The 18,841-nt window shown below is 69.3% G+C and carries 16 protein-coding genes; 4 read left to right on the top strand and 12 right to left on the bottom strand.

Features of this window, described 5'->3' with window-relative positions:
• Positions 1–3: 3 nt before the first annotated feature.
• On the bottom strand, positions 4–1,002 hold the full coding sequence (locus JAV51_RS12430; RefSeq protein WP_197320858.1) for a zinc-dependent alcohol dehydrogenase family protein: 999 nt from the start codon (positions 1,000–1,002) through the stop codon (positions 4–6).
• Between the two features lie 129 nt (positions 1,003–1,131).
• On the opposite strand from JAV51_RS12430, the gene JAV51_RS12425 reads away from it, so the two are divergent.
• A complete protein-coding gene (locus JAV51_RS12425) occupies positions 1,132–2,115 on the top strand; it encodes a sugar-binding transcriptional regulator (protein WP_197320857.1) in 984 nt (327 codons plus the stop codon).
• 869 nt (positions 2,116–2,984) lie between these two features.
• Here the strand turns inward: JAV51_RS12425 and JAV51_RS12420 are convergent.
• From JAV51_RS12420 to JAV51_RS12405, 4 genes are all read right to left on the bottom strand, one after another.
• Positions 2,985–3,926: a pseudouridine synthase gene (locus JAV51_RS12420; protein WP_197320856.1), complete on the bottom strand. Its 942-nt coding sequence runs from the start codon at positions 3,924–3,926 to the stop codon at positions 2,985–2,987.
• 703 nt (positions 3,927–4,629) lie between these two features.
• Positions 4,630–7,113 carry a DNA topoisomerase (ATP-hydrolyzing) subunit A gene (locus tag JAV51_RS12415; RefSeq protein WP_197320855.1) on the bottom strand — a complete coding sequence of 828 codons (2,484 nt, stop codon included), beginning with the start codon at positions 7,111–7,113 and terminating at the stop codon, positions 4,630–4,632.
• A gap of 25 nt (positions 7,114–7,138) precedes the next feature.
• Positions 7,139–9,196: a type IIA DNA topoisomerase subunit B gene (locus JAV51_RS12410; RefSeq protein ID WP_197320854.1), complete on the bottom strand. Its 2,058-nt coding sequence runs from the start codon at positions 9,194–9,196 to the stop codon at positions 7,139–7,141.
• 145 nt (positions 9,197–9,341) lie between these two features.
• Positions 9,342–10,394, bottom strand: a complete 1,053-nt coding sequence (locus JAV51_RS12405) for a DNA polymerase IV (protein ID WP_197320853.1) — start codon at positions 10,392–10,394, stop codon at positions 9,342–9,344.
• Between the two features lie 461 nt (positions 10,395–10,855).
• On the opposite strand from JAV51_RS12405, the gene JAV51_RS12400 reads away from it, so the two are divergent.
• From JAV51_RS12400 to JAV51_RS12390, 3 genes are all read left to right on the top strand, one after another.
• Positions 10,856–11,776, top strand: coding sequence for a ribonuclease Z (locus JAV51_RS12400; RefSeq protein WP_197320852.1), 921 nt, complete (start codon positions 10,856–10,858; stop codon positions 11,774–11,776).
• Positions 11,777–11,849: 73 nt separating this feature from the next.
• A complete protein-coding gene (locus JAV51_RS12395; protein ID WP_197321036.1) occupies positions 11,850–12,119 on the top strand; it encodes a WhiB family transcriptional regulator in 270 nt (89 codons plus the stop codon).
• 442 nt (positions 12,120–12,561) lie between these two features.
• Complete coding sequence (locus JAV51_RS12390; protein WP_197321035.1) at positions 12,562–13,281, top strand: bifunctional 2-polyprenyl-6-hydroxyphenol methylase/3-demethylubiquinol 3-O-methyltransferase UbiG; 720 nt, start codon at positions 12,562–12,564, stop codon at positions 13,279–13,281.
• Between the two features lie 388 nt (positions 13,282–13,669).
• On the opposite strand, the gene JAV51_RS12385 is transcribed toward JAV51_RS12390, so the two are convergent.
• Genes JAV51_RS12385 through JAV51_RS12355 form a run of 7 tightly spaced genes read right to left on the bottom strand, consistent with a single transcriptional unit; the run spans position 13,670 to position 18,708 of the window.
• A complete protein-coding gene (locus tag JAV51_RS12385) occupies positions 13,670–13,825 on the bottom strand; it encodes a hypothetical protein (protein ID WP_197320851.1) in 156 nt (51 codons plus the stop codon).
• A complete protein-coding gene (locus JAV51_RS12380; protein ID WP_197320850.1) occupies positions 13,825–14,475 on the bottom strand; it encodes a DUF6084 family protein in 651 nt (216 codons plus the stop codon). Before JAV51_RS12380 ends, JAV51_RS12385 begins: the two co-directional genes overlap by 1 nt.
• Positions 14,472–14,651, bottom strand: coding sequence for a hypothetical protein (locus JAV51_RS12375; RefSeq protein ID WP_231642183.1), 180 nt, complete (start codon positions 14,649–14,651; stop codon positions 14,472–14,474). The genes JAV51_RS12380 and JAV51_RS12375 overlap by 4 nt, the downstream gene beginning before the upstream one ends.
• A 17-nt stretch (positions 14,652–14,668) precedes the next feature.
• Positions 14,669–15,331, bottom strand: coding sequence for a DUF5947 family protein (locus tag JAV51_RS12370; protein ID WP_197320848.1), 663 nt, complete (start codon positions 15,329–15,331; stop codon positions 14,669–14,671).
• Positions 15,328–15,825 (bottom strand): hypothetical protein, encoded by a 498-nt coding sequence (locus tag JAV51_RS12365; RefSeq protein WP_197320847.1) that lies wholly within the window; start codon positions 15,823–15,825, stop codon positions 15,328–15,330. Before JAV51_RS12365 ends, JAV51_RS12370 begins: the two co-directional genes overlap by 4 nt.
• A 6-nt stretch (positions 15,826–15,831) precedes the next feature.
• Positions 15,832–17,634 (bottom strand): nickel-dependent hydrogenase large subunit, encoded by a 1,803-nt coding sequence (locus JAV51_RS12360; RefSeq protein WP_197320846.1) that lies wholly within the window; start codon positions 17,632–17,634, stop codon positions 15,832–15,834.
• 21 nt (positions 17,635–17,655) lie between these two features.
• On the bottom strand, positions 17,656–18,708 hold the full coding sequence (locus tag JAV51_RS12355; protein WP_197320845.1) for a hydrogenase expression protein HypE: 1,053 nt from the start codon (positions 18,706–18,708) through the stop codon (positions 17,656–17,658).
• Positions 18,709–18,841: the final 133 nt, after the last annotated feature.

The following is an 18,841-nucleotide window of genomic DNA, read 5'->3' as shown; positions in this document are numbered from 1 at the left end:
CGCTCACTTCCCTTCAGGAACGACCTGAATCTTGAGTCCCGTGCCGCCGCGCATGAGGTCGAGCGCGTCGGGGAACCGCTCCAGCGGCAACGAGTGCGTCACGAGCGCGTCGGTGTCGACGGCCCCACCGGCGACCAGGTCGAGCGCGGCGCCGAAGCTGTGCAGCACCGCCATCGATCCTACGATCGTGATCTCGTCGTTGTAGATGCGGAACGGCGACAACGCCACGCGGTCCTGTTCCGGCGCGACCCCGAAGACGAGGAATCGCCCGCCCCGGCGCAGCTTGTCGAACGCGGCCTCGATCGCGGGAGCCGCGCCCGTGCAGTCCACCGCCACGTCGAAGGTCTCACCGTCCAGCTCGGCCGCGTCCGTGGCGACCGCGGCGGCGCCGAGCGACGTCGCCCTCGGCAGGCGATCGGCGTTGCGGTCCACCACGGTGACGTGGGCGCCCGCCCGCTGAAGCAGTTGCTGCAGAATCAGCCCCATCGTGCCCGCGCCCATGACGAGGAACCGCTCCCCCGCCTCGACACCGACGCGACGGACTCCGTGCACCGCACACGACACCGGCTCCACGAGCGCGCCCTGCGCGTACGTCATGTCGTCGGGCATGCGGTAGCAGGTGGCGGCGGGCACGGCGACGTACTCGGCGAACGCTCCGTCCACGGTGTCACCCGTCGCAGCCCAGTTGGCGCACAGGTTCCCGTGCCCGGCCCGGCAGGGGCCGCAGTGCCCGCAGAACAGCGACGGGTCGACCGCCACCCGGTCGCCGACCGCCCAGCCGCCGGGAGCCTCGGGACCCACTTCGACGATCTCGCCCGCGAACTCGTGTCCCGGGACGATCGGGTACGGCGTGGGTGGGAAGTGGCCGTCGGCGATGTGCACGTCGGTGCCGCAGATGCCGCACGCGCCGACCTTCACCACGACGTCGGCGGGCCCGGGTTCGGGGTCCGGAACGTCAGCGACCCGGACCGTTCCGGGCTGGTCCACGACTGCGGCACGCATGGGCGGCCCACCTTTCTTGCGCTCAAACGAGCGCGTACGACAGAATTACTCTCAGATGTGCAGGCATTGAACGACTCTTCGTATTGATCCGTCAACAGCTCGGAGCGGAAATCGCGCTAGAGTGCTCATATGAGCGCGCGGAATCGTTCCTGGTCGCTGTTCGACGCCGTCGAGGTGGCCGCCATCGCCCACCGCTTCTACGTCCTCGGCGAATCGAAGTCGGACATCGCGAACGACATCGGCATGAGCCGGTTCAAAGTCGCCCGACTTCTCGACAAGGCACGACAGACCGGACTGGTCCGCATCGAGTTCACGCTGCCCGAACCCGTCGAGGCGACCCTGTCCGAGGAACTGCGCGCCGCCTACGGCCTCGACCGCGCCTTCGTGCTCGAACGAGCGGTGAAGCCGGAGACCAAGCCGGAACTGCGCCAACGCATCGGCGCGCTCGCCGCTCGGGTGCTGTCGGAGATCGCCACCGCCGACGACGTCATCGGCCTGTCGTGGGCTCGGTCCGTGAACGTCATGACCGAACACATCCGCACGCTGCCCCGCTGCCCCATCGTGCAACTGTGCGGCGTACAGGCCGGGTTGGACCGCCGCGACCGCTCCGTGGAGACCGTGTCCCGGCTCGCCGGGGTGTCGGGCGGCGAGGCGTACCCGATCTACGCGCCGCTCGTGCTGCCCGACCGTCGCACCACGGACATCCTGCGCCGACAGCCGGGCATCGTGGAGACGTTCCGCCGCTTCCGCGACCTCACCAAGGCGGTCGTGAGCATCGGGGCCTGGGAGGCAGGTGAGTCCACTGTGTACGACGCGCTGTCGGTGGCCGAGCGCGAGAACATCGCACGTCGTGGCGCGAAGGCCGAAGTGGCAGCCCGACTGTTCGACGCGGACGGCAACGCTCTCGACACGGGCCTGTCCCACCACGTGCTCGCCATCAGCCACGCCGAACTCGGCCGGGTCCCGGACGTGATCGCCCTCGGCTACACCACGCCCAAGGCGGAGGCGATCGACGCCGTGCTGCGCTCGGGCACGGTGACGACCCTCGTCACCGACCACGACACGGCCCGCCGAGTCATCACGCTGGCGGAGCAACGCCCCCCAACCCCCTGAAGCGTGTGTCGGCACCCCGGCGGAGGTGCCGGCGGCGTGCGTGTGCCTACAGCGTGCGCGTGTGTCTGCAGCGTGCGCGCGTGTCCGCACTTCCCGCACTCGTGTCCCCGGTCGGGGTACGCATGCCCGCGGCTCACGCTCGCGTGCCCGCACTTCCCGCACCCGTGTCCGCACTTCCCGCACCCGTGCCCGCGTCTTCTGCACCCGTGCCCGCACCTTCTGTACGCATGCCCGCGCCTGGCGGACGCGTGTCTGCACTCGCTGATTCGGTGCCAGCTGAATGTGCAGCACGGACGTCGCCGAGCGCGGTGGACGGCACCGTTCGTTACCTGAGCAGCCGCGCTCAACGGAGCCGTTCAGGCTTCCGCGGCGTTCAGCGGATCCGTTCGCGCTTGGTCTGTGGCGTCTGCGGAGCCGTTCGCGCTTGGTCTGTGGCGTCTGCGGAGCCCTTCGCGCCTCAGCAGTGCTCAGTGGAGCCGCTCGCATGCTGTTCACGGCCTTCTGCGGAGCCCGTCGCGCTCCGGGCCGCGATCAGCGGAGCCGTTCGTTCTCCGAAGCCGCCGATCAGCGAGGCCGTTCGTTCTCCGAAGCCGCCGTTCGCAGTCCGAGCCGTGTCCGGGCCGTCCGCAGTCCTAGGTGCAGCGGCACCATTCGCAGTTCGAGCTGGACTCGACGGAGCCATTCGTGATCCGAGCGGCATCTAGCGGAGCCGTTCGCACTCTGTTTCGTCTGACCGCCAGACCGTTCGACCGCTTGCGCGGAGCCGGTCGTGCTTCGCCTGGGGTGCTTGACGGAGCCGTTCGTAGCTCCAGCGATGTGAAACGGAGCCGTCTGTGCTGAGGGCAGCGTCGACGCATAGGCAGGACGGTTCAGGGCGAGGCCAGCCAGGCGTCGTGGTCCTGCCATGCCAGGAGTGTGCGGCGACTCTCGAACCGACGGCGCTCGCCGGTGAGGGGGTCGTCGAACTCCAAAACCTTGGCGAGCAGTTGCAGGGGTCGGGAGAAGTCATCGGGTGCCGTCTCGCGCACCTCGGGGTAGAGCGTGTCGCCGAGAATCGGGATGCCGAGGCTGGTCAAGTGCACGCGCAGCTGGTGGGTGCGGCCCGTGACGGGGAGCAGACGGTACCGGCCGAGTCCGTCGGCGTGGTCGAGCAGCTCCACACGTGTCTCGGCGTTCGGCGACCCCGGTACCTCCTTTGCCGTCCACACGCCACGCTTCTTCACGATCCGACTGCGGACCGTCCGGGGCAGCTCCAGCTCCGAGTCATACGGGGCCACCGCCTCGTACTCCTTGCGCACCAACCGGTTCTGGAAGAGCTGCTGGTAGGGCGCGCGCAGCTCGCGGCGAGTCACGAACAGCAGCAGTCCGGCGGTGACGCGGTCGAGCCGGTGCACGGGCGCGAGGTCGCGGATTCCCAAATCGCGGCGGAGGCGTACCAGGGCTGTCTCGCGCACGTGGCTGCCGCGCGGCGTGGTGGCGAGGAAGTGTGGTTTGTCGGCGACGACCAGGTCGTCGTCCGCGTGCACGACGTCGAGCTCGAACGGAACCGCTGGTTCGTCGGGCAGCTCGCGATGGAACCAGATGTGCGTGTTCGGCAGGAACTCGGTGTCCGGCGTGATCGGCCCGTCCTGCGTGACGAAGCAGGAGTCCCGCAGCATCGCGTCGATACGTTCGGGCGGGAGGCGGTCGAGCTTGACAACGAGGTAGTCGCGCACCGTCGGCCACGGCCCGCGGGCGGGAAGGCGGATGCGGGCGGCGTCGAGGCCGTCGCGTTGCGGCAGCGGTGAAGGCGGTCGCCGCACACGTCTCATGCCCCGCACTGTAGCCGGGCGTGTCCGCAGTCCCCGACACCGTGTCCGCAGTCTGCGAGACCGTGTCCGCGCACCGAAGGCACAAGTCCGCGCTCTGGGACATCGCGTCCGCGCGGCGGGGTCGAAAGTTCTCGATTCAGCGCCGTGTGGCCGAGCTCCCGATCGCGTGTCCTCGCGCCGCGACAGCATGTCTGGGGAATGGCGCGGCGGCGAAGCGAGCGAGTCGAGGCAGGACCGTGGCGGGCGGGCAGCAGCGATGTGGCCGGCAGCGTGGTGGCCACATCGAAATCACCAACAAGGCCCTCGCCGCAACGAACTCAGCAGAGGCTGGGGAGTGAGCCGGTTGAGCGGGAAGCAACGCTTCGAGATTCGTGGGGCTCCGGTGGACACGGCGTCTTCCACACGCGGCTCCGGCAGACGTGGCGCGTCGAAAACGTGTTCATGCAGTGCGGACAAGCGTCCCCGACGACCAGACGCGACGCCACAAACCGCGGACACGCATCCATGTACTCGGGACACAGTGTCGAGGGGTGCGAACACACGTTGCCGAAGCGCGGACACGACGCCATGGGGTGCGGACACGCGTTCCCAGAGTGAGGACACGACGTCACAACCTGAGGACACGACGTCACGGGGCGCGGACACGCCGCGCCCCGCCGCCAGGCCCTACCCGCCAGGACCCGCCCGGCGGGCGGGGCCGGCGTCAGGGGCGTTCGATGTGGTGGCCGATCACGTCCGGGGTCGGGTGCGCGGTTCCCGAGCCGTCGCGGCGCGGGTCCGGTTCGGGCAGTTCGGCGGACTCACCACGCTTCGACGACGCGATGGGCCTCGGACCGACCCAGGCCAGCGTGAGCCGCGACTCACCCTTGAGGAACCGGTGGGCACGCACACCCGCGGTCGCCCGGCCCTTCGCCGGGTACTCCGAGAACGGCGTGACCTTGACGGTCTCCCCGGTGGCGGTGACGACCAGCGGTTCGCCGTGCTGGTCGTCGTCGGTACGCACGGCGCCGAAGAAGACCACCTCGGCGTCCTTGCTCAGGCTGATTCCCGCGATGCCGCCACCTCGAAGGCCCTGCGGCCGCACGAGCGAGGCCTCGTACCGCAGCAGGGACGCCTGCGACGTCACGAACACCAGGGTCTCGGTGCCGTCGGTGAGCCACGTCGCCCCGACGATCTCGTCGCCGTCCTTGAGCGTGATGACGTCGAACTCGTCGGCGCGCACCGGCCAGTCGGGGGCGCACACCTTCACGACACCCGCGCGCGTGCCCAACGCCAGGCCGGGCGAGCCCTCGGCCTGCTCACCGAGCGGCGCGAGGCCGACGACGCGTTCACCCTTCTCCAGCGGCACGAGTTCCTGCACGGTCATCCCGCCGCGCAGCGACACCGTGCCCGACGACTGCGGCAGCACCGGCAGGGGCAGCACGTCGGTCTTGAACGCGCGCCCGCGGTTGGTCACGAGCAGCACCTGACCTCGCGCGGTGGTGTGCACCATCGCGGCGATCGCGTCGTGGCGGGCCCGGCCGCTGCGCCTGCGCCCCTCCACGGCCTCCTCCGACTCGGCGGCCGTCCTCGCCACCAGCCCGGTGGCGGACAGGATGACCTGGCACGGGTCGTCGGCGACCTCCAGCGGCCCGGCCGGCTTCGACGCCTCCAGAACCTCCTTGAGGTCGCCGTCGATGAGGGACGTCCGGCGTGGGGCGGCGAACTCCTTGGCCACGGCCGCCAGCTCCTTGGAGACGACCTTCTTCAGCACCTTCTCGTCGTCGAGGATGGCCGACAGTTCGGCGATCTCCTCACGGAGCCGGTCCTGCTCGGCCTCCAGCTCGATCTTGTCGTACTTGGTGAGCCTGCGCAGCGGCGTGTCGAGGATGTAGGCGGCCTGGGTCTCGGACAGCTTGAACCGCTTCATCAGGCCTTCCTTGGCGGCCTGCGCGTTCTCGCTGCCCCGGATCAGCTTGATCACCTTGTCGATATCGAGCAGCGCGATCAGCAAACCCTCGACGAGGTGCAGCCGCTCCTCGCGCTTGCGCCGCCGGTACCGGGTGCGTCGGGTGACGACCTCGTAGCGGTGCTTGAGGAAGACCTCCAGCAGTTCCTTCAGACCGAGGGTGCGCGGCTGCCCGTCGACCAGCACCAGGTTGTTGATGCCGAACGACTGCTCCAGCGGCGTGAGCCGGTAGAGGTCGGCGAGCAGCGCCTGCGGGTTGACCCCGACCTTGCACTCGATGACGAGCTTCGTGCCGTTTTCGCGGTCGGTGAGGTCCTTGACGTCGGCGATGCCGGTGAGCCGCTTGGTCTTGTTGACCTCGTCGGTGATGCGCTCGATCACCTTCTCGGGGCCGACGCCGTAGGGCAGTTCGGTGACGGTGATGCCCTGCCTGCGGCTGCCCTCGATCGGTCCGGTGGTGACCTTCGCGCGCATCCGGACGACGCCACGGCCGGTCTCGTACGCCTTGCGCACCTGGTCGAGCCCCAAGAGCTGGCCGCCGGTCGGGAGGTCGGGACCCGGGACGAACTCCATGAGCTTGTCGAGCGAGGCGTTCGGGTGGTTGATGAGCCACCGGGCCGCGGCGACGACCTCGCCGAGGTTGTGCGGGATCATGTTGGTGGCCATGCCCACCGCGATGCCGGACGTGCCGTTGACCAGCAGGTTCGGGAAGGCCGCGGGCAACACCGACGGCTCGGCGAGCGAGCCGTCGTAGTTCGGGCGGAAGTCGACGGTCTCCTCACCCAGCTCGCCGACGAGCAGCATCGCTTCGGGCGACATGCGCGCCTCGGTGTATCGCGAGGCGGCAGGCCCGTCGTCGGGGCTTCCGAAGTTGCCGTGCCCGTCCACCAGCGGCACGTTCATGGAGAAGTCCTGCGCCAGCCGCACCATGGCGTCGTAGATCGCCGTGTCACCGTGCGGGTGGTAGCGGCCCATCACGTCACCGACCACGCGGGACGACTTCACGTAGGCGTGGTTCGGGCGGTAGCCGTTCTCGTGCATCGAGTAGAGGATGCGGCGGTGCACCGGCTTGAGGCCGTCACGCGCGTCCGGCAACGCCCTGGAGTGGATGACCGAGTACGCGTACTCCAGGTACGAGTCCTCGATCTCGGTCTTCACCGGGTTGTCGAAGACCCGCGCGCCCGCCTGGTCGAAGGCGGAGGGATCGACGCGGGTGGTCGGGTTCTTGCGCCGTGCCATGACTAGTCGTCGCTTCCTGTCCTCGTCAGATGTCGATCGCGGCCTGGTTGACCCGCTCGGCCGAGGTGATGAGCCACTTGCGGCGGGGTTCGACCTTCTCGCCCATGAGCAGTTCCAGCGCGGCCTCGGCGGCGTCGGCGTCGTCGAGCGTGATGCGGCGCACCGAGCGTGTGGCCGGGTTCATCGTGGTCTCCCACAGTTCCTCGGCGTCCATCTCACCGAGGCCCTTGAAGCGCGGCACCGGCTTCACGACCTGCTTGCCCGCCTGCTCCAGCTCGGCGACCTTCGCTTCCATCTCCCGCTCGGTGTAGGTGTAGAAGGTCTCCGGCTTCCGCCCCTTGGTGACGATCTTGTGCAGGGGCGGCATCGCCGCGTACAACCTGCCCTCGGCGATCACCGGGCGCATGTAGCGCGCGAAGAGCGTGATGAGCAGCGTCCGGATGTGCGAGCCGTCGACGTCGGCGTCGGCCATGAGGATCACGCGGCCGTAGCGCATGGCGGAGACGTCGAAGGTGCGCCCCGTGCCCGCGCCCAGCACCTGCACGATCGAGGCGATCTCGGCGTTCTTGAGCGCTTCGCCGAGGTTGGCCTTCTGCACGTTGAGGATCTTGCCGCGCAGCGGCAGCAGCGCCTGGTACTCCGACACGCGCGCCATCCGGGCCGAGCCGAGCGCGCTGTCACCCTCCACGAGGAACAGCTCGCTGCGCGAGACGCCGGTGCTGCGGCAGTCCACCAGCTTGGGCGGCATCGCGGCGCCTTCGAGCGCGGTCTTGCGGCGGGCGGCGTCCTTCTGCTGCTTCTGCGTCAGTCGCACGCGCGAGGCGTCGACGATCTTCTGCAGGACCGTCTTGGCCTCGCTGCGGGTCTTGCGGTCGTCGGCCCACGCCTTGATGTGCTTCTCGACGAGTCCCTGGACGACCTTGGTGATCCCGGCCGTGGACAGCTCGTCCTTGGTCTGCGACGTGAACTGCGGCTCCGGGATGCGCACGTGTACGACGGCGGTGAGGCCCTCGCAGACGTCGTCGAGGATCGGCGGTTCCTCCTTGGCCTTCAGCAGGCCGCGGGTCCGTGAGATCGCGTCGTGCACCGCGCGCACCAGGCCGCGTTCGAAGCCCTTCCGGTGTGTTCCACCGTGGACGTTGCGGATGGTGTTGGTGAAGCACTCGACGGTGCGCTCGTACCCGGTTCCCCACCGCAGCGCGACCTCGACCTCGGCCCGCCGTTCCACATTGGACTGCATGACGCCGTTGGCGTCGGCCGCGTTCTCCTTGTAGGTGCCCTCACCGGTGATGAGCTGGGTGCCGCTGACGGCGCGATCGCCCGCCGGCGCGAGAAACTCGACCATGTCGACCAACCCGTCGGGGTAGTGGTAGGTCTCCTCGTTGATCGCCGAGTCGGTGGCGGTGCGCAGCACGTACGTGACGCCGGGCACGAGGAAGGCGGTGTGCCGCAGCTTCGCGCGCACCAGCTCCACGTCGAGCGCCGCGCCCTTCTCGAAGTACCGGGCGTCGTACCAGTAGCGGATGGTGGTGCCCGTGGCCTCGCCACGCTTCATCTTCCGCACGAGCCGCAGCCCCGACTGCGGCGTGAACTTCGCCTTGGGACCCGGCCCGTCGAACACGCCCGGGACACCGCGCGCGAACGACATCTCGTGCACCTTGCCGTCACGCTTCACCAGGACGTCGAACCGCAACGACAGCGCGTTGACCGCCGAGGCGCCCACCCCGTGCAGACCACCGGAGGCCTTGTACCCGGACCCGCCGAACTTGCCGCCCGCGTGCAGCCGGGTGAGCACCAGCTCGACCCCGCTCAACCCGGACTTGCCGTGGGTGCCGGTGGGGATGCCGCGCCCGTCGTCGGCGACCTCGACGCTGCCGTCGGCGTGCAGCGTGACCACGATCTTGGTGGCGTGACCCGCGACGCCCTCGTCGGTGGAGTTGTCGACGATCTCGTTGAAGAGGTGATTGACCCCGCGACTGTCGGTGGACCCGATGTACATGCCGGGCCGCTTGCGCACCGCTTCGAGACCTTCGAGGTGCGTCAGGTCGTCGGCCCCGTAGAGGTTCTCAGCAGAGGCAGTCACGTGGTCGCTCTCCCAGGTCGTGATACGCGGAAATCGTGACGGGCGCGTCGAACGGTTTCGGTCAACTGTTCGAGTGCCGCATCAGCGTAGTGCAGCGTAACGACAGCGGTGACGCGCGTGTGGTGCAACGCCGGTGTGTCCGGCGTCATTCCGGTTCGGGGTCACGGACGAACTCCGCACGCACTCCGAGCAGCCGCACCGGACGGTCCATCGTGAAGCGTCCGAACACGTCGTCGGCCGCGCGCGCCAGCACCGAGACGTCGCTCGTGGGCCGAGGCAGCGTGACGCTGCGTGTGCGGGTGACGAACGGCGCGAAGCGCACCTTCACGGCGACACGCGCGGCGGGCCGTCCGTCCTCCACGACGTCGTCGGCCACGCGGCGCACCAGCAGTCGGAGCTGCTCCCGCAACTCCTGTGGATCGTCGATGTTGCGCTGGAACGTCGTCTCGCGACTGCGGGACTTCGGCACGTACGGCGTCGCGGTGACCTCGCGATCGCCCAGCCCGTGGGCGAGGGCACGGAAGTACGGCCCGAGCGTGGGACCGAGTTCCGCCGCCAGCCGGTCGGGGTCGGCAGCGGCCAGCTCGGCCACCGTCGAGTACCCCAGCTCGGCGAGCCTGCGCCGGGTCTTCGACCCCACTCCCCAGAGGGCGTCGGTAGGGCGGTGCGCCATCACCTCGTCCCAGTTCCGCCTGGTCAGCCGGAAGACACCGCCCGGTTTGGCGAAGCCCGTGGCCAGCTTGGCGGTGTGCTTGTTGTCGCCGATCCCCACCGCGCACGACAGTCCGGTTCGCTCGGCCACCGCACCCCGGACGGCGTGGGCGAGCGCTTCGGGATCGTCGGCGACCGGGCCCGAGACACCGAGGAACGCCTCGTCCCAGCCCGCGACCTCGACCACCACGGGAAACTCGCGCAGCACCGCCATGACCCGTTCCGACACCTCCTCGTACGCGGGCGGGTCGGAGGCGACGAACACCGCGTCGGGGCAGCGACGAGCTGCGGTGCGCAGCGGCATCCCCGAGTGCACTCCGTACTCCCTGGCCTCGTAGGACGCAGTGGCCACGACACCACGCTGGGTCGGGTCGCCGGAACCTCCGACGACGACGGGCTTGCCCCGCAGCTCGGGATGCCGCGCGATCTCGACCGCCGCGATGAACTGGTCGAGGTCCACGTGCAGCACCCAGTCCGGAGTGGACACGCTCAGCAGTATGCGCCTCACGCGCCCGGTCGGCCACGTCGTGCAGAAAACAAGGAGGAGTAGAACTCGCGCCCACCGGTTACCCGACCGGGTGACCACGACAGCCGGCCACCGGCCGTACCGCATGACCAGAGGAAGGAGACACATGGCACCGCTGGTCCCAGCGCTGACGACGCCTCAGCCCGTGGCCCCGACCCGCGACGCATCCGTGCGCGACGCCGCCCGCAGAAAGTGGGTGCGGCCACCGACCGGTCACCGCGCGTCCTGACGACGGCGAGGCGAAGGGCGACCCCACGCGGTACGGGAAGTGCGGCCGGGTGTTCTCGGCCACCACGAGGGTGTGACCCGTCCTCGGGCAACTTTTCGGCGATGTTCTCGGCCCGGCCGAGACACGACGTCGGCGGGGCTGCGGGCGCTGAATTCGCGTGCGCGCGGCGTGCCGCTGCCCTTACCGTCGTCGCGTGTCGAACCGCGAACTGATCGCCCTGGGAACCGGGAGCCAGGTGCCGTCCCGGGCTCGCAACCACAACGGATACCTGCTGCGGTGGGACTCCCTGGGCCTGCTGTTCGACCCGGGCGAGGGAACGCAACGGCAGCTCATCTTCGCCGGGGTCCCGGCGAGTGCGATCACCCGGATCTGCCTGACGCACTTCCACGGTGACCACTGCCTCGGCCTGCCGGGCGTCGTCCAACGCCTGTCGTTGGACGGCGTCGCCCGCGTGCACGCGCACTACCCAGCGTCGGGACAGGACTACTTCGACCGGTTGCGGCACGCGAGTGTGTTCCACGAGACGACCGATCTCGTGGCGGAACCCGTGACCGACGACGGAGTCGTGGCCTCCGGCGACTTCGGCGAGCTGTCCGCCCTGCGACTCGACCATCCCGTCGAGGCGTTCGGGTATCGGCTCGTCGAACCGGACGGACGCACCATGGTGCCGCACCTGCTGGAGCAGCACGGAATCCGCGGTCCGGCCGTCGGGGAGCTGCTGCGGACCGGCTCGCTGCCGGTGGGTGGACGCACCGTGACCGTCGAGGACGTGAGCGTGCCGCGCATCGGGCAGCGGTTCGCGTTCGTGATGGACACCCGGTTGTGCGACAACGTGTTCGCCCTGGCACAGGACGCGGACCTGCTCGTGATCGAAGCGACGTTCCTCGACGAGGAGGCCGATCTGGCACACCGCTACGGACACCTCACGGCGCGCCAGGCCGGGCGCGTCGCGCGGGAGAGCGGCGTCCACACGCTCGTTCTGACGCACTTCTCACAACGCTATTCGACGATGACCACATTTCACGACCAAGCGGCGCAGGAGTTCGACGGCGAGATCGTCGTCGCACATGACCTGAGTCGCATTCCTGTCCCACGGAGACCACGTCCGGAATAGCCCGTTCGACACGGCGCGTTGTCTCCAGGGTTTGCCGACGAGAGCAGCCAAAGACGAAAGGAGGCGGCGCACCGTGGCGAATGAGGAATGGTGGCACAGTGCCGCCTGCCGCGACGAAGATCCCGAATTGTTCTTCCCCGTGTCGAACATGGGTCCGGGTGCCGCGCAGACAGCCAAGGCCAAGGCAGTGTGCGCCCGGTGCCCCGTTCGTGAGCAGTGCTTGCGGTACGCGGTGGACAACGGCCTTGACCACGGAGTCTTCGGTGGATTCACCGAAGACGAACGACGTGATCTCGTGCGGCGGGATCACAATGCCGACCAGGTCGACGACGAAGCCGCGTGACCTGTGAGTCACGCCATTCGTTCGCCGGAACAACGACGCAGCCGCCTCTGTTGAACCAGATGTCGGTACGCATGGGCAGTCCCCGGGCCCCATCACTATTCGCCTTCGCGGAATACCGTTCGGCTGGAACCGCGTCGCGCCATTCGCCGAGAGGCGACGCATGCGTGCCGGCGTTTTCTCCTTCGGACACGCCCCTGCCTTCGGGTGGGGGCGTGTCCGTCTTCTGACTCCTTCTTTCCGCCGCCCCGCCGTCACGCGGGAGCGTCGTGCGTCACCGGTCGCACACCGTGTGCCGCTGAGCCGCCGTCGGCCGAGTACATTACGGTCGGGACACAGCCGGATCACGGACCAACTCGACCGGAGCACGGGAGGGCACGTGCCGACAGACCAGTCCCGCCACCCTGACGACAGCCCCCGCCGCGAGGGCACCCCCCTCGACTCGGTGCCCGACCCCACGACGTCGGCTTTCGAAGCGGCGACGGGGCGTGACCTCGAAACCGACAGCGGCAAACCGCGATACCTCGCCTACCAACGGGAACTCATCCGCCCGCACTGCGGACGCACCGTGCTGGAGGTGGGTGCAGGGCTCGGCGAGTTCGCGTCCGAGTTCACCGGCTTCGAGCGTTACGTCGTCACCGACGTCGATTCGGGTGCGGTGCAGAAACTCAAGCAGCGCTTCGCGGACCGGCCCGAGGTGGAGGTCCAGCAGTACGACATCGACGGTGGCACCAGGCTCGCCCAGCCGGTCGAGACGCTCGTGGCGATCAACGTACTGGAGCACATCGAGGACGACATCGGCGCGCTGCGGCGGCTCTCCGAGTCGTTGACCCCGCGCGGCAACATCGTGCTGTTCGTTCCCGGCTACCAGCAGTTGTACGGCGAGTTCGACCGGAAGGTGGGTCACTTCCGCCGGTACACGCCCACGACGGTGGCCGCCACCGCGCGTGAGGCAGGGCTGGTCGTGGAGACGTCCCGGCCGGTGAACTTCCTGGGCGCCTTCGCCTGGTGGGCCGCCGTGCGCAGGGGCGGGACCACGGCGCCGAACCCGCGGCTCGTCTCGATCTACGACCGGTTCGTTGTCCCCGTCACCAGGGCGATCGAGAAGGTGGTCCCGGTGCCGTTCGGCCAGTCGGTGCTCTGCGTGGCCCGCAAGCCGGGCTGAAGCCGAGCCCGGCGTGTCCGCCGCCTGCGCACGCGTGTCCGCAGTTCGTGCGCGCGTGTCCGCACCTCGTGGACGCGTGTCCGCCACCCACGAACAGGTGTCCGCCAGTTGCGCACACGTGTCCGCACCTCATGCATGCCTGTCTGCCGTCTCGGGACGCTTGCCCGCCGGCGGACCGAGCTGACGTCGCCTCGGTCCGCCGGTCGTCCCGGACGTGCCGAGGCTGATACGCGAAAAGCCGATGCCCGTACTCGAAGAGCCGACATCCGTACGGGGAGTGCGGACACGGGTACCTGAGGTGCGGAGACCCGGACGGGAAATGCCGACACCCGTTCCTGAGCGGCGGACACGCGTGCGAGAGGCGCGGACACGCGCGAGGGTTGGGTCACTACATCGCGCGGATTTTCGCGTAGCGGACCAGGGCTGGGGTTTCCCTCGCGAGGACGCCCAGCACCACGGCTCCGGCCAGTCCCGCCGCCGCGCGCACGACCACCTGCCGCAGGCGAGGACCCGACCGCCGCTTCGTCACCTTCTCGACCACCATCACACCCTCCCGGACTCGTCCAGCAATGCTTCGATCGCGTCCCGCGGCGAGCGGAACGCACGGCGCACGCGGTAGTCGTGCAACCGTCGATACACCGACTCGTCGACCCGCACCCACCGGTGCCGCCCGAAGTACGTGCTCCGCGCCTGCTCCCAGTGCGCGAGCGGCAACCGGTACGTCACCTCGCTGTCCCAGGGCAGCCGCGCGACGGCGAGCCGCCCCGCGTGGTCGGTGAACACGGTGCCGCTGAACTGGAGACGAAGCGGCACGTCACCGCCCGCGAGCGCGGACAGGTAGCTCACCGACGCCAGCTCCACGTCCTGTCCGCAGGGCAGTGGGACGTCCACCTCGGTGTGCCCGGTGAACCCGGCGACGTGCAGCACGGGCTGAGCCCACACCAGCTCCCGCACCCCGTCCGCCCACTGCTCCGGGGTGCCGAAAACGCCTCGAAGCCGGGTCCGTTCGTCGGCGGTGTAGTCGCGCAACGTCGACGCGATGCGCACCGAGGCCGCGAGCGTCAGTGACCGCACCGGCCGGTCACAGGTGATGCGCAGCCGCAGGCGCACCGTGGGCACAGCGGCCACGGGCGCGGTGTCGACCCCGGTGACGGCCCACGACAGCACCGGGGTCGGCGCCAGCGTGTCGGTCACGGCGGCGAGAGGTTCGGCATGCCGGGCAGGAGGGGCTCCCGCGAGGCCGCGCGGATGCCGGTGGAGCGCGCGGCGGTCGATCGCCCGTCCGGCAGGTGCCCGGGTTGTCTGGCGTAGTTGCCCTTGCTGTTGCCCTGCCGCACGCCGCGGGTGTGCGACGGCAGGTCGACGCTCACGTCGGGTCTGCCGAGTCTCAGGCCGGAGCGGCGTCGCCCCGCAACTCGGCGAAGAAGCGATCGATCTCGCGCCATACCTCGTCACCTCCTGTCATCCCGGTCCAGCTCTGACGTACCCGCGCGGTGAGCCGATAGCACTCGTCGATGCCGACGAGCCACTGTTCGCCCCGGTCGCGGTACACGAGCAGGGCCGTCACCTCGGGACGCAGGCTCCGCGCCTCGGGCACTCGTCGGGTGAGCAGCTCCCACGCCTCGGGTTCCACCGGCGTGCCCACGACACCGAGCGGGCTCGGGTGGTAGGCGGCCACCCCGGCGTCCTCGTGCCGCACCACGAACACCAGCCGCACCGGGACCCCGAGCGCCGACCACGCCACGTCGTCGAGCGGTTCGGCGATCCGCTGCCGCTGGTCCGGCACCGTGCGGTAGCGCCGCGGAGACTCGCCCGCGGTGTCCCGGTCGAACAGCAACGCGCACGCGCGGCAAGCGCAGGCCAGTTGCCGGGCGGGCAGCTCCACGAGGTGCCGGTGGCTCTCCGGCAGCACCTCGCCGCACAGCTCGCAGCGATGAACCGGCCGCGTGGGCTGCCGCGGTGCGGGCGTCCTCGCGAGCGCCCGCAGCCGTGTGGTCGGAGGTGCCCCGGTCGGCCTCTCGGTCACCATCTCGGTGAGCGACCCGGTCATCGCGTCCGCACCGACGTGAGCGGGACGAACGCGGGCTCGCTGCGCTGCCGCACCACCACGTCCGCCACCTCAGGAGCGGCGGCGTACACCGTGCCCTGGACGATCTCGACGCTCTCCCCCGCGCTCAGTCCCCGGGGCGGGCCCGTGATCGACACCGTGACCGTGCCGTCGGCGTAGTCGGTGAGCTCGGCGGAGAGGTGCGGCGCCAGCTCGGCCAGCGCCCGCCGGATGCGGGTCTCGGGATCGTGCGGGTGCAGGTCGTGCACCAGCAACAGGTGTCCGACGAGCTCGTCCTCCGCCAGCGCGTCGGGCAGTGCCGGTGCGGCCTCGGCCGCGAGCGCCAGGACGCGGTTCAGTGCCTCCCCGTACACCTCGACGAGTGCGCGCACGACGTGCAGCGCGCCCGTGTCCTCCCGGGTCTCCAACTCGGCCAGGCCCGCGTCGAGTTCGGTGAGTGCGTGGCGCACCCGCTCGACGTCCCACGTCGCGGTCATCGTCGATCACTGCCCCGGGTGCGCGGCACCGAAGGTGGGCGAGGCGACCTTCTTCAGCACCTGCCCCTCACCGAGGTACATGTGCACGCCGCACGGCAGGCACGGGTCGAAGCTGCGCACCGTGCGCATGATGTCGATGCCCTTGAAGTTCTCCCGCCCGTTCTCCTCGAAGATCGGGGTGCCCTGCACGGCGTCCTCGTACGGCCCCGGTGTGCCGTAGACGTCGCGGGGACTCGCGTTCCACGGCGTCGGCGGGTAGGGGTGGTAGTTCGCGATCTTGCCGTCGCGGATGACGAGGTGATGCGACAGCACGCCGCGCACAGCCTCGTGGAAGCCCACCCCGATCGCCTCGTCGGGCACGTCGAAGTTCTCGAAGACCTTGGTGTTGCCGGAACGGACCTCGTCGAGCGCCTGCTCGACGAAGTGCAGTGCCATGCCCGCGGCGTAGGCGACGAAGTACATCCGCGCCCGGTTGCGTTCGAGCGTGTTGGCGTACTTCGGGGGCCGCCACTCCAGGCGCACTTCGGGGGTCTGGGGCGTGGCGGGCAGGTCGATGCGCACGGCCCCGCCGGTCGCCTTCACGTACGGGGTGTCGACCAGGCCGTTCAACGCCGTCGACCACAGGCGGGCGAGCGGGCCGCCACCCGTGTCGAGTGCGAGGTGTTCCCGGCTGCCCGGGTCGAACCAACGCGGGCTCATCACCCAGCTGTAGTTGCCGTTCTCCAGGTCACGGGCCTGAGGCACGGGCAGCGTGGTCTGGTTCCACGGGTGCCGCTGGTCGACCGGGTTGCCGAGCGGGTCACGGGTCACGAACGTCTGCTCGTTCACCCAGTCGTCGTAGTAGGAGCTGCCGAGCAGGATGCGCATGCCCAGGTTGATGTCGACGAGGTTGTTGGTGAGCAGTTCGCCGTCCACCACGATGCCGGGCGAGACGTACATGTCGCGGCCCCAGCTCGCCATGTTCTCGTAGCGGTAGTCCACCGAGTACGGGTTCTGGAAGCTGCCCCAGCAGCCGAGCATGATGCGCCGACGTCCCACCTCCTCGTAGCCGGGGAGAGCGTCGTAGAAGAAGTCGAAGACGTCGTCGTTCATGGCCACGGCCTGCTTGATGAAGTCGAGGCACCGCAGCAGCCGCGAGAGGTAGTCGGTGAACACCTGCGGGGTCGCCACGGTGCCCACCCCGCCGGGGTACAGCGTGGACGGGTGCACGTGCCGACCCTCCATCAGGCAGCACATCTCCCGGGTGATCCGGCTGATCTCCAGTGCGCGCTTGTAGACCTCGCCCTCGAACGGGTTGAACGCGCGCATGATGTCGGCGATGGTGCGGTAGCCGTGCACCGAGCCGCGGGGTGCGTCGGTGGTCTCCGCTCGCCGGAGCAGTCCCGGGTTGGTCTCGGCGACCATGCGTTCGCAGAAGTCGACGAAGACCATGTTGTCCTGGAAGATCGTGTGGTCGAACATGAACTCGGCGGCCTCGCCGAGGTTGATGATGAGGTCCGCCAGCGGCGGCGGCTTCACGCCGTAGGCCATGTTCTGCGCGTAGATCGAGCACACGGCGTGGTTGTCGCCGCAGATGCCGCAGATGCGGCTCGTGATGAAGTGCGAGTCGCGCGGGTCCTTGCCCTTCATGAACACGCTGTAGCCGCGGAACAGCGACGAGGTGCTCCGACACTCGACGACCTCGTTGTTGGTGAAGTCCACCTTCGTGTAGATGCCGAGGTTGCCGATGATCCGCGTGATCGGGTCGAAGTTGACCTCGACCAGCTCCCGCTGGGTCGTGGCGTGCACCTCGCGCTGGGTCTGGGACATGAGTGAGTCGCTCCTGCTCGGTCAGGCTCGGGGGTAACGGGGCTGGTAGCCGGTGGTGAGCTTGTCGCCGGGATGCCGCCACTTCGGCTCGGTGTTGACGGTCGCGTTGGTGATGCTGCGCAGCGTGCGCACGAGCGGCCCGTACACGCGCAGCATCGCGGAGGACAGCGAGCCCCCGGGCGGTTCGTCCATGAACGGCATGAACTTGTCGGGGAACCCGGGCATGGTGCAGCCGATGCACACACCGCCGACGTTGGGGCAGCCGCCGACGCCGTCCATCCAGCCGCGTTTGGTGACGTTGCAGTTGACCACCGGTCCCCAGCAACCGATCTTGACCTGGCACTTCGGCGAGTTGTAGTCGTGGGCGAAGTCGGCCTGCTCGTAGTAGGCCGCCCGGTCGCACCCCTCGTGCACCGTCTTGCCGAACAGCCACTGCGGGCGGAGCTGATCGTCCAGCGGGATGGTCGGGGCGAGGCCCGCCGCCTGGTGGAGCACCCAGAGCAGGGTCTCCATGAAGTTGTCCGGCTGCACCGGACAGCCGGGGACGTTGATCACGGGGAGGCCGCCCGCCGACCGGAAGTCCTCACCGAGGTAGTCGACAAGTCCCATGCAGCCGGTCGGGTTTCCCGCCATCGCGTGAATACCGCCGTAGGTGGCGCAGGTCCCAATTGCGACGACGGCCCACGCTTTCGGGGCCAGTTCGTCGAGCCACCGGTTGAGCGTCTTGGGCTGCCCGGTCTCGGGGTCGTTGCCCATCGCGGTCCAGAAGCCGTCCTCGGCGTGGATGTTCTCGTTGGGGATGGACCCTTCCACCACGAGGATGAACGGCGCGTCGAGCTCTCCGTTGGCGGCCTGGAAGAACGGTCGGAGGAAGTCGTCGCCGGTCTCGTAGGCGAGCACCTTATTGTGCAGGTGCACCTTGGGGATGCCGGGCACGGCCTGCAGGACCACGTCCTCGATGCTCGGCAACGACGCGGCGGTCACGGACACGGTGTCGCCGTCACAGCTCATACCTTCGGACGTCCACAGGATGTGCACCTCGTCGACGCCGGTGGTGCTGGCCTGAGTGGTCATGGGTCCACAGTGCGCGCGAGCGTTCGAGATCGCACGGCCGAGCTCACGTCCGGAGTGGACATGTTTGGGCCGCGAACCGGCGGGGTAGAAACCCGAGTTTTGCCTTGTGTGGCAACGACTTTGCTGCCCGAAC

The sequence above is a fragment of the Saccharomonospora sp. NB11 genome, assembly GCF_015910535.1.
Classification (GTDB): Bacteria; Actinomycetota; Actinomycetes; order Mycobacteriales; family Pseudonocardiaceae; genus Saccharomonospora.
This window is presented reverse-complemented; position numbering and strand designations above follow the sequence as displayed.

What these genes read in the sequence shown, in the direction of transcription:
- JAV51_RS12415 (WP_197320855.1), bottom strand. Translation starts at nt 7,113, where the DNA reads ATGGCACGGCGCAAGAACCCGACCACCCGCGTCGATCCCTCCGCCTTC.
- JAV51_RS12355 (WP_197320845.1), bottom strand. Translation starts at nt 18,708, where the DNA reads ATGACCACTCAGGCCAGCACCACCGGCGTCGACGAGGTGCACATCCTG.
- JAV51_RS12360 (WP_197320846.1), bottom strand. Translation starts at nt 17,634, where the DNA reads ATGTCCCAGACCCAGCGCGAGGTGCACGCCACGACCCAGCGGGAGCTG.
- JAV51_RS12370 (WP_197320848.1), bottom strand. Translation starts at nt 15,331, where the DNA reads ATGACCGGGTCGCTCACCGAGATGGTGACCGAGAGGCCGACCGGGGCA.
- JAV51_RS12430 (WP_197320858.1), bottom strand. Translation starts at nt 1,002, where the DNA reads ATGCGTGCCGCAGTCGTGGACCAGCCCGGAACGGTCCGGGTCGCTGAC.
- JAV51_RS12365 (WP_197320847.1), bottom strand. Translation starts at nt 15,825, where the DNA reads ATGACCGCGACGTGGGACGTCGAGCGGGTGCGCCACGCACTCACCGAA.
- JAV51_RS12420 (WP_197320856.1), bottom strand. Translation starts at nt 3,926, where the DNA reads ATGAGACGTGTGCGGCGACCGCCTTCACCGCTGCCGCAACGCGACGGC.
- JAV51_RS12425 (WP_197320857.1), top strand. Translation starts at nt 1,132, where the DNA reads ATGAGCGCGCGGAATCGTTCCTGGTCGCTGTTCGACGCCGTCGAGGTG.
- JAV51_RS12385 (WP_197320851.1), bottom strand. Translation starts at nt 13,825, where the DNA reads ATGGTGGTCGAGAAGGTGACGAAGCGGCGGTCGGGTCCTCGCCTGCGG.